This is a genomic window from Paenibacillus sp. cl141a (assembly GCF_900109305.1).
In the GTDB taxonomy this organism is placed as follows: Bacteria; Bacillota; Bacilli; order Paenibacillales; family Paenibacillaceae; genus Paenibacillus_AQ; species Paenibacillus_AQ lautus_A.
Genome location: NZ_FNZO01000004.1, coordinates 420,452 through 434,761 on the forward strand (window position 1 = coordinate 420,452; position 14,310 = coordinate 434,761).

The 14,310-nt window shown below is 49.7% G+C and carries 9 protein-coding genes; 2 read left to right on the forward strand and 7 right to left on the reverse strand.

The features are described 5' to 3' along the window. Positions 1–87: 87 nt before the first annotated feature. Complete coding sequence (locus tag BMX45_RS14560; RefSeq protein WP_254778076.1) at positions 88–3,729, reverse strand: S-layer homology domain-containing protein; 3,642 nt, start codon at positions 3,727–3,729, stop codon at positions 88–90. A gap of 242 nt (positions 3,730–3,971) precedes the next feature. Here BMX45_RS14560 and BMX45_RS14565 point away from each other — a divergent pair, with 242 nt between their 5' ends. Next, complete coding sequence (locus BMX45_RS14565) at positions 3,972–6,911, forward strand: histidine kinase (protein ID WP_090910282.1); 2,940 nt, start codon at positions 3,972–3,974, stop codon at positions 6,909–6,911. After that, complete coding sequence (locus tag BMX45_RS14570; RefSeq protein WP_090910283.1) at positions 6,911–7,681, forward strand: response regulator; 771 nt, start codon at positions 6,911–6,913, stop codon at positions 7,679–7,681. Before BMX45_RS14565 ends, BMX45_RS14570 begins: the two co-directional genes overlap by 1 nt. A 118-nt stretch (positions 7,682–7,799) precedes the next feature. On the opposite strand, the gene BMX45_RS14575 is transcribed toward BMX45_RS14570, so the two are convergent. The 6 genes from BMX45_RS14575 to BMX45_RS14600 form a co-directional block, all read right to left on the reverse strand. Then, positions 7,800–8,474 (reverse strand): uracil-DNA glycosylase, encoded by a 675-nt coding sequence (locus BMX45_RS14575; protein WP_090910284.1) that lies wholly within the window; start codon positions 8,472–8,474, stop codon positions 7,800–7,802. A gap of 156 nt (positions 8,475–8,630) precedes the next feature. Further along, positions 8,631–9,515, reverse strand: coding sequence for a glycoside hydrolase family 43 protein (locus BMX45_RS14580; protein ID WP_090910285.1), 885 nt, complete (start codon positions 9,513–9,515; stop codon positions 8,631–8,633). 176 nt (positions 9,516–9,691) lie between these two features. After that, positions 9,692–10,945 (reverse strand): mechanosensitive ion channel family protein, encoded by a 1,254-nt coding sequence (locus tag BMX45_RS14585; protein WP_090910286.1) that lies wholly within the window; start codon positions 10,943–10,945, stop codon positions 9,692–9,694. A 180-nt stretch (positions 10,946–11,125) separates the two neighbouring features. After that, entirely contained in the window at positions 11,126–11,599 is a 474-nt protein-coding gene (locus tag BMX45_RS14590) for a DUF5381 family protein (RefSeq protein WP_090910287.1), read from the reverse strand. Between the two features lie 495 nt (positions 11,600–12,094). Continuing rightward, on the reverse strand, positions 12,095–12,547 hold the full coding sequence (locus BMX45_RS14595) for an HNH endonuclease (protein ID WP_090910288.1): 453 nt from the start codon (positions 12,545–12,547) through the stop codon (positions 12,095–12,097). Between the two features lie 407 nt (positions 12,548–12,954). Further along, positions 12,955–14,310 (reverse strand): FAD-dependent oxidoreductase, encoded by a 1,356-nt coding sequence (locus tag BMX45_RS14600; RefSeq protein WP_090910289.1) that lies wholly within the window; start codon positions 14,308–14,310, stop codon positions 12,955–12,957.

Here is a 14,310-nt window from a genome sequence, read left to right on the forward strand (position 1 = left end):
GGAAAAAGACCACCTTAAAAAAGGTGGTCTTTAAAGTATGCGAGCAGGCGAACCGTGACTATTTACAGCCACAATTCGCTGACGCCCCTATTCCTTCCAATCTTCAATTCCGGTTTCAAGCTGCTCAAACCCATGCGGAATCGAAGCTTCCATAATGTCTGAATAATAGTCGTGGTTTACCGGAACATCGGTCCACTTCGGTTCAACCTTGATATCCCAAGGTTTACGATCCAGCAGTTGGTTCAGGATTCGAACAACCTCTAATCTCGTAATCGGCTGATTCGGATGGAAGGTCTCCTCCGTGAAATCGAACAGCACACCTTGCTCCTGAGCCGTTGCAATGGCTTTTTCAGCCCAGTGTCCCGCTGCGTCCGTGTATGTGCTCTCCTGGACAGCGTCCCATTTATACAAATTCATGAGAATCTGTGCAAATTCCGCCCGCGTGATCTGTTTCTTCGGTTTGAATGTATTGTCGCCGAAACCGACCATCCATTTATTGTTGGTTGCGGTCGTAATCGCGTTCGTTGCCCAATGTTTCGCACTCACATCCGAATACGATACTTTCTTCGAGCTCGCTGCGGATGTATACAAACGGGACAGGATCGCAGCCATTTCGGACCGGACAATGCCACGATCCGCTTGGAACGTGCCGTCAGGATATCCGACCATGTATGCGCGATGATCGCCTGCGGCCTTCACTTTCGGCTCCTGGGAGAAGCTGAATTTCACGATCGTGTCGCCGACGTGGATGACTCCGTCCTTAATATAACTGTCAGCGCCAAAGCGCTCTTCACGCTTATCGGTACGGCTGTCAAAAACAACGTATCCGTTCTTCTCGCCCAAGAAGTAGTAATCGCCATTGGCGTAAACCATCCAGCCATATTGACCGCTGTCTGAGCTCATTTGCGGGTTATGGTTCTTGTTGGGTGCAAAATCCGGAAGCTCAGGCAAATGGACAAGCGTTCCCGGCACTCTGCCTTTGGAACGATTCAGCTCCGTATCGGCCCAATACAATTGCATCTTCACGCCTGCAACAGGCTGTTCCGTCACCTTATCGAGAATCGTGCCATATGGATCGACTAGATCAACCGATAACTTGGCATTTCCATTGTTATCGACGCTCAGCTTGCCGGCAGGACCAGCCAGCTTCTCCCCGTTAGGCGCGATCACGTTCAGCGACAACGTATATTGGCCTGGTGCAACTTTTGGAAGCGTAAAGCTGCCGTCCTGATTCATGACGATATTCGGCAGATTCAATTCTTGACCGTTTGCTGATTTTATTTTCCCCGATACTTTCAGACTGTCTCCGACGAGCTTCGTAATTTTGTCCTGAACGACCTTGCCCCCGTTGGCTTGATCGGAAACAACAACGTCCGTTTTCATAGTAGGTGCAGGTTGCTGAACGACGTTTGTATTCCCTGCAGGCGGATTTTCTACCGGTACCGCAGGCGCGTTTGGCTTGATGCTAACCACATTGGACAAACCTGCATGTGGACCGGATTCGACGTTTAACCGGAAATGGTAGGTTTCACGGCTCGATAAACCGGCTATGGTTGCACTCGTGGAACCGGCATCCAAGGTCTCCACTGGATTGACCGGCGTGAACGTGGTGCCGTCCGTAGATTTTTCCACAATGATGTTCGTTGCCCCCGTTAAAGCAGGGAAATTCAATGTCACTTGTCCAACGCCCGCAACGGCCGACAACGTGGTGATCGGTTCCGAAGGGGAAGCCTGAACCACATTGGACAAGCCAGCATATGGACCCGATGTGACGTTCAATCGGTAATGATAGGTCTCGCCGTTCGTCAATCCGGTTACGGTTGCACTTGTAGAAGCAGCATCTAATGTCTCCAACGGGCTAACCGCAGTATACGCGGTGCCGTCCGTAGATTGTTCAACCACAATGCTCGTTGCCCCTGTTAATGCCGGGAAAGTCAATGTCACTTGCCCATTGCCTGTATCGGCCGATAACGTGGTTAACGATTTCGACGGCGAGGCTTGGACTACGTTGGATACGCCGTCATATAGTCCGGATTCGACGTTCAGTCGGAAATAGTAGGTTTCACCGTTCGTTAATCCGGTTACGGTTGCGCTTGTTGAAGACGCATCCAGCGTCTCCAATGGTCTTACCTGCGCAAAGTTGGTACCGTCGGTAGACTGTTCAACCACGATGTTTGTTGCCCCTGTGAGAACAGGGAAATTCAATGTCGCTTGCCCATTGCCCGCAACAGCGGTCAATGTGCTTAAAGGAGCCGGATCTGCGGCAAGAACGTAGACGGTAAACGTCTTCTCGCTTGTCAGCCCGTCTTTGGTGATGGTTGCTGTCAAGGTCACATAAGTTCCCGACTGGTTCGTAACCGGTCTCGTCACGGTTCCATCAGGTGCAATGACCGACGGCTGGTCGGAGGACCAGACGGTGGTGACGTCATCGTCTTGCTTCAATGTTAAATTGTTTTTCACCGAATTTTTCGTGTCGCCGGGATGATACTCGATATCGGTTTTGTCCTCTGCCGTTTCAATGGCTTGAATGGCTTCTTTATAATCGGAAACAAGCTGATCCGCGATACGATTCGCAATTTCTTGAATGATGTCGTCGGTGGATTTGTCGGAATCGACATGCAGTCCGCCTTCGTTCAGGCCGCGGATAAAATCATCGTTGGTGTCCGTATAAGTCGACTCCGTAACGCCGATATACTGTGTGCCTTTGTTATTGAACGACTCCGTCAGCTTGGATTGGTTCGTTCCCTGATCCAAATCCCCGCGCGGGTCATCGTTAATGTTCACGACATAACGCAGCGGCGACGTCCCCCACAGGATATTATCGACCGCTACATCCAACGGCTTGCTCGAAGTTGAATACAATTTCATATTGTCGAACGAAAAAATCGAAATGATCTCGCAGCCATGGCCTATGTGGCTTACGATCGGACCAAATTCATCTCCGTAAACGTCCGGGAGGGCTAGATTACGAATGATTTGGTCGCCATTATCCCACATGCTCAGCGTTGTATCCGTTACGACGATTTTAATGCTGTGGTGGGTGGATGCCCCTTTCGGAAAACTTCCGATGGAGGTAACGCCTGACATGGAACTCAAAGGACTCCACGTTTCATTGTGCAGAGCGGCTGCGTCTACGCCATCGATCTTATATACATTAATGGAACCTTGAACATATAAAATCGCATACCCGCTTAATTTACCGCTGACGTCGATTTGGGTATTAAATAGAAAACCGCCGCCTTCCATGCTGTGGTAATCCACTTTGGATTCATCCATGTCGAAGGTAATGATCTTCTTGCCTGAAGGGCTTCCCTGCGTCAGCATGAAATCCTTATACGCAGGCGAGGTATAACCATAGAAGGTTAACGTGTTGCCGCCGTTGGAAGCTTGAACGTGATTGTAATCGGCAGTTTCAACCGCCGGGGGAATCGCATAGCCAAATTGATTTATATACCAGCTGTCATATCCGGCATGCACATACGTCGTATCCGTTACCGTTGTCCGGTCTGCGCTCGCGTCCATGATGGACACATATTTAGGATTTACGCCTTGTGCGCTCAACCGGGCTTTAATTGCATCATTCAACTGGCTCTCAAAATCACTGGAATCATAGATGCTCGTTCCGGCATTATAGTAAACCTCTGCTACCGGCGAGAGCGCATATGCCATTGGCATATTCGTAACAATTAACAGCGTTGCCACGATCATTGAAATTATCTTTTTCTTCAACTATTTCACCCATCCTGTAAGTTAGTAATCGTATGACATCCAACAACGACCCTTGACCCCTTGTCCCATTCAGATATAAATTTGTGCGGATAACTCCCTCCAACGAATCAGATTGTAAAAATTGTTAATTTCAACATATCAGAAGCATCTCTCAAAAATCTCTCAAATTTCGACTATTATCGACAGGTAGATTTTTGAGAGATCTTTGCCATATGATAGAGTCCATAAGGGTGTGACTATACATGAAGAAATGGATGGGTTATCTGGGTGCAATTTGCGCCTTAATCGCCATTCTCTATATGATTTTTAGCGACCGGGACACGGGTGCCGTCCATATCAAAGCCGTAGACGGCGTGCTTGACTTGCGAGAGCTCAAGGATTCGCCGTTTGTATCGCTAGCCGGCGATTGGAAATTCACCGCCGAATCTTTTGTCGACCCGGCTGACTTTTCAAGCGAAACCGATTATCTTTCGGTACCCGGTCCCTGGGCATCGGATGTCGAGTGGGGATCCTATCAGTTAATCGTCTACCTGCCGGACCATTGGACCGATGAGATCGGTCTCCGTGTTCGGAATATTTGGTCTGCCCATATCATCTATATTGATGGCGTACCCCTATCGAAAATAGGGACTGTGGCAGCAACCAAACAAGCGACAGCCCCGGACAATCCTGCCTATGAAGCGTTTTTTAAACCGGAGGGCCGGCAGCTGCTGATTACCATTCATGCCTCCAATTTCTATAACACGAGAGGCGGCATCGTCCTGCCAATCGATTTCGGCGACGCCGAGCAGATGAAGGAAGACGTGCAGCGGGATCTTTCCCTGGAATGGACGGCTACCTTATGTTTGCTGCTGTTCAGCATGTTCCATATTACGATCTACATGCTGCGAACGAAGGACGAGGCCTTCTTGTACAGCGGACTGCACTTTCTGCTATTGGCATGGGTCATCGTGCTGCGAGGAGAGCGGCTGTTCATTCGGGAGTTTCCGTCATTTCCCTTTGAGCTCTATTTTCGCCTGCAGGACAGCTTGACCTTCTTGGCCTCCACCTTGCTGATTGTCTTTTTCGTCAAAATGATTCCATCCATCATGAGCCGAAAGACGATGTATCTGCTGTTTCTGCCGATCCTGGCCTACGCGTTCTTCAATGCAGTTCTCCCGGCCAGAACCATATCGGTTACGCAGTATCCGCTCTTTTATTACAACGATGGATTAATCCTAGGCATTATTATTCGCATCTTCTATCTGACGATTAAGAAGCGAATCAACATCCGTAAGAATGAAGCCGTCATTCTCATGTCGATGCTTCTGTTTCTAGCCGTATTCGCGATAAGCGCTTCATCGGATAGCTTATTCTTCACCGGGCGCAACTATATGAACCGAATCGGGCTGGTCGGGTTTGTCATGACGATGAATGTTTTTCTGGGCATACGCCTCATGAACCGGGCCGAGGAATCGGAGCAGCTGAGCACCAGGCTGCAGAAGGCTAACGATGCGAAGGATGCCTTCTTGAAGGTCACGACGCAGGACCTGCAGAGGCCTCTGCACGATGCCGTTCATCTGGTGGGGGCCATCAACCGGGAGCCCCATCGCGAGAAGCAAGGCGAGCAATTGTACTTGGCTGAACAGCTGATGGGGAACATGGTGTATTTATTGAGGGATCTGCATGATTTCACCCGCATTCGGTTTGATGATTACGCGATCCAGCTCAAATCCACCAATGTTCGGATGGTCATGCTCCATGTCATTCAGCTGATGCAGTTTACCTTCACGAAGAAAAAGATCGCAATCAACGAACAGATTCCGAAGCAGCTTTACGTATGGGCGGATGAGCAGCGCCTGACGCAGGTATTCATCCGAATCATGACCGAGATCTCTCACGATACCGTAGATGATCAGCTGAGCATTGAAGTCGTACAGGTGGGCACGGAAGTCCTGCTTCGAGTGACGTCAAGCGGCGAATCCATGGCAGCGAATCGGGAACGCCCGCATTCTTCGGGGCTCATGATGACGGAAGAACTCGTCCAACAGATGAATGGAAGCATCGCATATGAACGCCTGCAGCGCGGCATTCGCTTTACGGTCACCCTGGCTTTCAGCGAATGTAAAGAGCCGGTTAACGCAGCGGAGCATGAATACGATCTACAGTCTGCGGCGCACGCAGAAGATCGGACGTTAGGAACGCTCCTGATTGTGGATGATGACGTGATGCATGCGGAAGTCATGAGGGATATGCTGGGGGACGCTTACAAGGTACGAATCGCTTATTCGGCTCAAGAAGCGCTTGACTACTACAGGAATCATCCGGAAATCGCGATGATGATCATGGATGACATCATTCCAGGCGACATGGATAGTCTGGAATTGCTTCGGCAAATCCGTACACAGGCATCCTTAATGGACCTGACGATTTTGATGATGATTTCTTCCGAATATCCCAGACATGTTGAAATGATTTTTGCAGCCGGTGCCAATGATTATTTGCTAAAGCCTTTTTCCAAAGAGACCTTGATGGCCCGCTTGAACGCTGCGGAACAAACGAAGCAGTCGATGCTGAAGGCGATTGAGTATGAAATGGCATTTCTGCAGACCCAAATTAAACCACATTTTCTATACAACGCACTTAGCAACATCATTGCCTTTTGTTATACGGATGGGGAGCGTGCAGCCTATCTTCTAACCATGCTCAGTTCTTTCCTGCGTTATATCTTTGAGACGAGCCGGGATGGGCAATTCTCCGCCCTGCAGAAGGAGCTGGAAATTATCGAGGCCTATGTCGAGGTGGAAAAAGCCAGATTCGGCGAACGGTTAACCTTCGCTTATGACATCGATCCGTCCATTGCTGCGGAGCATGTTCGGATTCCTAGCCTGCTCCTGCAGCCTTTAGTCGAGAATGCGATACGCCACGGCCTATTCGACAAGGAAGGTCCCGGACATGTCCAGGTCACCATTTCCTTGCACGCATCCTGCTTGAACATACGCGTCGCTGATGATGGCGTAGGCATGTCGGCCGCGCAGTGCGCTCAGTTGATGGGGGGAACGGCCGCCAATGCCGGGATCGGGTTCACGAATGTACGCCGGCGCGTACATGATCTTACCCAAGGAAGCCTGGAGCTTCACTCGTCGCCGGGCAACGGAACAACCATTCAAATAACGATTCCCGTGAAGGAGGGACAAGGGTAATGTGGAAGATCATTATCGTGGAGGATGAAAAACCGATTCTGGGCCTGCATGCCCGTTTGCTTGAAACGCACGGCCCGTTTCAGGTTGTAGGCTGCTACGAATCGCCGTTCGATGCGCTGCAGGAAATACCGAAGCTGGATCTGGACGCACTCGTGCTCGACATTGAAATGCCGAGAATGACGGGACTTCAGTTGGCTCAGAACTTGGTGGAGAACGGGATCGACGTGCCTGTGATCTTCACGACCGCTCACCAGCAATATGCCGTGCAAGCCTTTCGCGTGCAAGCCCTGGATTATCTCTTGAAACCGATGACCATCAATATGGTGAAGCAGCTGGATGAACGCCTTCAGAAGTATTACGGCCAGAGACCAAAGCAGGCCCAGAAGAAGGAACTCGACGTCCAGTTATATGGGGAAGCTTCCGTTATGAAAGGCGAGCAGCTTGTAAAATGGCCTACCCGCATCACCGAGGAGCTGTTTTACTATTTGCTGCTGCATGAGAATAAATTGTGCCCGAAGTGGAGAATCCTCGATGATCTCTGGGCGAACGTGGAGGAAAAACGAGCGCTTTCCAACCTGTACAATACGATTTACCGGATGCGCCAGCTGTTTATGGAACTCGATATTCCCATCGTCATCGAACGACTGAATGATGGTTATATCATGAATGCGAACAACAGCATCGTCATGAAGCCGAAAGAAAGGCCGGATGCCCTTCTATTGGAATCGAAGGGATATCTGTGGGCCTACGCTTTCGAATCGGGCCGTTAGAACAGCAAGAGTCCATTCTTAAGTAAACGAAAACCACATCCTCATGCGGATGTGGTTTTTTGTTTAGATACTATCGCTTGCGGAATGCAGAGGTTTCGCTAATACCCTCTCCTACCGCTTACAAGTTCGGAATCTGCCAATCCACTTCCTGAAGCCCCATACTGCGTAGAAATTCGTTAGCGCGAGAAAACGGCTTGCTGCCAAAAAAGCCACGATGCGCAGACAACGGACTCGGATGCGGCGAACGAATCAGTTTATGCTGCCGGTTCGTGATGAGCTCTGCCTTCTTCTGGGCGTGGCTTCCCCATAACAGGAACACGACAGGTTCATTTTTCCGGTTGATCGTCTCAATAACCTTATCCGTAAAACTTTCCCATCCCCTGTTTTTATGAGAATTCGCTTCATGGGCCCTTACGGTGAGCACCGTATTTAGAAGCAGCACCCCCTGCTTCGCCCATGTTATCAGATGGCCGTTATTGGGAATGAAGCAGCCCAGATCATCCTGAAGCTCCTTGTACATATTTTGCAAGGAAGGAGGCGTGCTGACACCCTCTTTGACAGAGAAGCTTAGGCCGTGGGCCTGTCCCGGTCCATGATAAGGATCCTGGCCCAAAATGACCACCTTGGTGTCGGCCAGCGGCGTATAGTGCAGCGCGTTAAAAATATCGTATTTATCGGGAAAAATGGTCTTCGTCCGATATTCCTCAATAAGAAATTCCCGCAGCTGTAGGTAGTATGGCTTCGTAAACTCCTGCTCTAAATATGTCGCCCAGTCATTCTTCAATATCGCCATCGGGTGCATTCCTCCTGCCATGGTCATAAGAATAAGAAATAACTAGATTATATCATACGGATGATTTCCGGTATTTGCCTGACACCTATCCCTCACGAAGACGCAAAAAAAGCGACCGATTGCACGAGTCGCTTTTTCACCCTTGATTCCCCTAAGTCAAGTCATGATGATCGGCTCAATCTTGCCGTTGCCGATCCGCATCCGATCTATGCATAACTGGCGATGGCCCGGCTCGGTGTCCCCAATGATTCGGCGGTGGTACACGATAAGCCATTCATCTCTCTCCTGCAAATGCAAGTAGCCGTGGTGGCCGGGTCCTTCGGCAATCGGCTCCTGACGCTCCAGAATCGTGCCTTCATTCTTGAATGGACCGAGCAGGCTGTCGCTTACGCCATAGGCTACGCGATAGGTTCCATTCGTCCATCCGCCCATGGACCACATCAGATAATAAAGTCCATCCTTCTTAATCATACAAGGACCTTCCACGTATCCCTCCGGCGTAATGGAGCGGAAAATTTCATTGTCGTCGTCGGCCAATGGAACGAATCCCGTCATCTCTTCGTTCATCCGCGCAACGTTGCAATGCCCCCATCCGCCATAATACAGATAAATCGTTCCGTCTTCGTCCTTGAATAGATGCGCATCGATCGGCTGTGCCTGATGAATGAACTTATCCACGAGCGGCTTCCCCAAGTAGCCTCTATACGGCCCCTCCGGACGGTCCGCAACGGCAATTTCCAAGCCGCCGGTTTCCTCGTTCGATTGGATATCATTTGATGCAAACACGAGATAATATTTCCCTTGGTGCTCGATATGGGTCGGCGCCCAAACCGCCCTCCATATCCATGGGAAATCCGCCATCTCGATAATGCCTTCATGTTTCTCCCAATGGATCAGATCTTCGGAACTGAATGCGTCCAGATTCATCTGCATCGTATATTCCGTGAAGGACCGCGTCGCATAAATCCAGTGCTTCCCCTCATACGTTCTGGCTTCGGGATCTGCATACCAGCCGGGTATGATCGGATTGTTGATGTTCAATGGTAGACACTCCTTTCCTGTGCTGGGCATGTCGAGTACGAGCGAGAGGGCATCGCCCGCCGACCAATGGCGCTTGATTGACGACAGCCTCGTTCTACCATTGCTTCTACACCGGATAGCCAATCTCCTCCCGCGTGAAATCCTTGTAACTCGTTCAACTACCCTCTGAATCGTTCTCAATAACCCCGGGAATATTCCGGGCTTTCTTTGAGATGGACGATGTCGTGGCCGGTTGGATTTTGGAAGGCACGAAGCCCGAAGGTCGGCGCGACGGCAAAGATATGGTCAAAGATATCCGCTTGAATCGATTCATACACACCCCAATTGGTATCATTGCTGAACGCATAGATTTCCAAGGGCAGTCCGTTATCTCCCGGCGCTAACTGCCTGACAATCAGCGTCATATCCTTATGGATTTTCGGATGATTCCGCAGGTATTGATGGATATATTCCCTGAACACGCCCACATTCGTAAGCTGTCTGCCGTTCACGTTGCTTTCCGTATTGATCTGATTCTCGATGTTGTATGCGTTAATTTCGTGTAATCGGGTCGTGACATAATCGGAAAGGTAGTGAATCTTCCGGAATTCCTCAATCATTTCCTGGGTACAAAAACAGATGCTCGTCGTATCGACATAAAAACTTCGCTTGATCCTTCTGCCCCCGGATGCTTGCATGCCCCTCCAATTTTTGAACGAGTCGGAAATGAGCGCATAGCTTGGAATCATGGTGATTGTCTTATCGAAATTCATCACCTTCACCGTGTTTAAGGTAATGTCGATGACGTCGCCGTTCGCATCGTATTTCGGCATTTCAATCCAGTCGCCGACGCGCACCATATCATTCGATGATAATTGAACGCCTGCCACCAAGCCCAGAATGGAATCTTTGAAAACCAGCATCAGAACGGCCGATAGAGCACCAAGCCCGCTGAGAATGATCAAAGGATTCTGCCCGATGAGGTTCGAGATCACCACAATGCCGCCAATGATGAACAGAACGATTTTCACCACCTGAATGTATCCCTTAATCGGTCGGATCTTGGAAACTTCAAATGAACGATAAATGTCATCAAAAGCATTAAGCAGCGCATTCAACACCGTGATGGTGACGATAATCATGTACGTCATGGCCGCTTTTTCAATCAGAATTTGGTACGCCGGAAAGATGGACGCCGAAAAATAAATAATGATTGCCGGCACAAGATGCGACAGCTTGTGGAATACTTTTTTCTCCACGATGATATTGTCCCATGTGTACCGATTGTTGTTGACGATATGAATGATCGTCTTCAGCACGATTTTTTTGGTAATAAAATTGGCAAGTATGGAGACCACCGCGATAAAAACGACCATGATCATATTCGAGAGATATCCAATGGTTTGTTCGCTCATGCCATATCCGTCTAGTTGATTTTTGATAAAGTCCATTGTTTCCTCCTGACGCAGTTTAAGATTAGCCTATTATTATAGAGGAGATTCTAGTACTGCGCAAAGTTCAGAATCAGACATCGCTGGGTTGATTTGGAAGATGCTTGGTGTAAGACGGTCTGTTTGAAACACAAAAAAAGAGCACCGAAAGGGTGCTCTCTTGGTCTGATTCGATCAGATCTATTTCGTTTCCTTTCCGTTACGACTGATCAACCCTCGCAGGCGCTTCAGGACAGAATGAATTTCGGTATCGGTCAACAAATAATACGTACTCACTGTCCAGGTCTCTCTGCTGTTCAAATGAAAAATCAGCACAGGAAATTTCGGAAGCAGCCACTTCCGAATGGAAGGGCCGCTATAGCTGATACTTGTAATCTCCGTCCAGGCCACGGTCCGCGTACCGTCTGAAATGGAATGTTGATCGTAGATCAACAGCTGCGTGTCTGATTTCAGCGCCTTTGGCAAGCTGACAACCAAATATCCTCCAAAAAACGGAATCCCTATTATGGCTGATGTGATGCAAAAAAACTGACGAATAAAGGAAGTATCCATAAAAAAGGCCGCGTACATCAGAAACAGGCAGGCCAGCACAAACAGTAAACTGCCAAGTGCTTTGCCCCATGCCACGGATTTTCGATAAGATATCGCGTTCATGATTCAGCGCCTTTCTAAAATTATTTGAACAGTCCTTTAACCAGCTAACTCCACTTTCGACTGCTTGAGCTGTGCCGTGGTGATACCTCTATTGTATCAAAGAGCCGTTTCTTTTACTTTCAATATATAATGATGAAGCTCTATCTTGTTTACTTCTCTAAACTAGCATTCTCATGCTCCATCACTTGTGATTAAAGGCACAAGGGTAATGAAAATTCATTGAACAAAGAAAGATAATTCCACTTCTTCGAAAAAGTCTTTCTCCAACTTACCTCTGTATTCCAGGTATTTCCTGCACGCTGTCTAATCCGAACTGTCTCCCCTCCTAACCTAATCACGGCCGCTTTTATATCGGTATGAGAGAGGCGAGGGATCTTAACCCTGTCCGAAGACGACACCACATAGGCCACAGATTTAATGTCGGCAACATGAATGAGCGCGTGACGATTTCTGCATAGACTTCGGTCGGTCAAAACAACAATTCTAAGCCTTTACTTAAGTGCCTCTTTTTTTCAATTGACGATGCCTGTATTTAGCTATAAAGATACGCCAGCTAAGCTTCATAAGATTTGGAACAGCGTGTGCGTTTTCTTTGAGAAAGGACAATGCAGAACGGTTTCCTCGTTTCGTATTGCATTCGCTGCATGAAGCGATCAGGTTGTGCGGAAGATCCGAGCCGCCTTTGCTTGAGGGGATCATATGGTCCACTGTCGTGGCGGGTCGTCCGCACCACAAACAAGTGTGATGATCTCGTTTCAGTGCAGCTTTGCGATAGTCCCGAAATAAGAACGGATTATAAAGCAATTGGATCGTCTGCTCATCAACCCAGACAGCTCGCGATCGCTCAACTTCCCGCCAAGCCCGATGGGGCAAACATGGTGTCAGTTGTTGACCATCCATATTGAGTACCGCTATCAATGGTTCTTCTCCATCACGGCTACGACTCATCGATTTCACTCCATCTGTACGACATACTTTAACCTATAGTATTAATATAAAACAAAAACACCATCCTCATGCGGATGATGTTCATCATGGTGAAGGCGAGGGGAGTCGAACCCCTGCCCGAAGATAACGACAACACACAAGCTTCTACGGGTTTACCTAGAGTTCTTGTTAGCAAGTGTCTGCTGAGAATGAGTTGCCCTTTTTTGACTCAATCCCAAGGAAGACGAACAAAGCCCCCTAATCATCTAGAGGACTTATTTTCCATTAATAGGTGAAAGTTGGTTTGAAAATATTTATAATATCCATTACTTCATCTTTCAATGTTCTGGACTCCAAAAAGTAACAGTGCAGATTGGAGAATCAAAATCAAGAGCAGCAACAACCTGCTTCTTCTAGCCCGCGTCTCTTCACACAATCGCCCCTTGGGCGTGCAGCATCTCCCTGAGCTGCGATGCATCGACTTCCGCCGCGGTGATTCCCGCCTTGCAGGCCAGGGCCGCCGCCGTGCCCGCCGCTTCTCCCGTAGCCATGCAGCTTGGCGTCAAGCGCGTGGTCGCCAGTGCTTCATGCGTAGTGGAAATGCAACGCCCCGCCGCGAGCAGATTTACTGGCCCTCGGGCCACCAGGCAGCGGTAAGGAATGCTGTAGGAACCGTCATTCTCGATGGTAGCCTCCATGATCCCTTTGCCTGACGGATCATGCAAGTCAACCGGATAACCGCTCCTCGCAATGCCGTCTTCAAAATGTCGTCCTGTCACCACGTCCTCCATCGTTAACCGGTACAGACCGTCGATTCGGCGCGACTCCCTAATTCCGATCTGGGGAGCAACCGAGGAAATGGAGGCCTCGGCAAATCCGGGCACCCGCGACTTCAAAAATTCCGCCATCATCAGCACCTGCTTGCGCCCTTCCTCCTCCGCCAAGGTCAGTTCCTCGACATCGGTCGCGCTTAAGCCTTGTACCCGCGTACAATTAATCAGCACTTCATCCTTCTCCGGTCCGATAAACAACAGAACCTGATCACGGTTGATCGGGACCTCCGCAGCCTTCCACTCCTTATAAAAGCCGGAAACCCCCGTGAGCGGAATAAGCTCCTTCTCTAGCTCGGCAAACGGCGTCTTGTGATAAAAGTTGTCGGGATCAGCAAGCATCGCCTTCCGAATCGCTTCCACGTCAACACCCCGCATCCGGAATTTCATCGTCATCGGCTGCGACAGCCCGTCGCTTTCGCGTCCCTGAAGCGTCGGCGCTCCCGCCAGATAAGCGACGTCCGCATCCCCGGACGCATCGACGAACATCTTCCCGTCCACCTTGATTCGCCCCGATTTTCCAGTAAGGGTCACGGACTGGATGTATTCGCCTTCACGTCCGACTTCGTCAACGAAGCTGTGCGAGACGAGTTTCACCCCCGCTTCGCGCAGCATATCGACGGCAAGCACCTTATATATCTCTGGATGGTACGGCGTCAGCGTATGCACGAAACCGACGGTATCGCGAAGATGGCCGGGCGAGCCCCCGCGCTCCATCAGGCGCTCCACAATTTCCTGTGCAATGCCGCCGATGACCCGTTCCCCTTGCTGTGTATGAAACGTCATCCAAGGATAAACTCCGGCAGCCGTAGACATCCCGCCGACAAATCCGTACCGTTCAATCAGGATGACGCTTGCCCCCTGCCTGCCGGCGGCAATGGCGGCGGCAATGCCCGCCGGCCCCGCACCTATAACTACCACGTCCGCCTCCATGATCCTTTTCCTGCTGTCCAT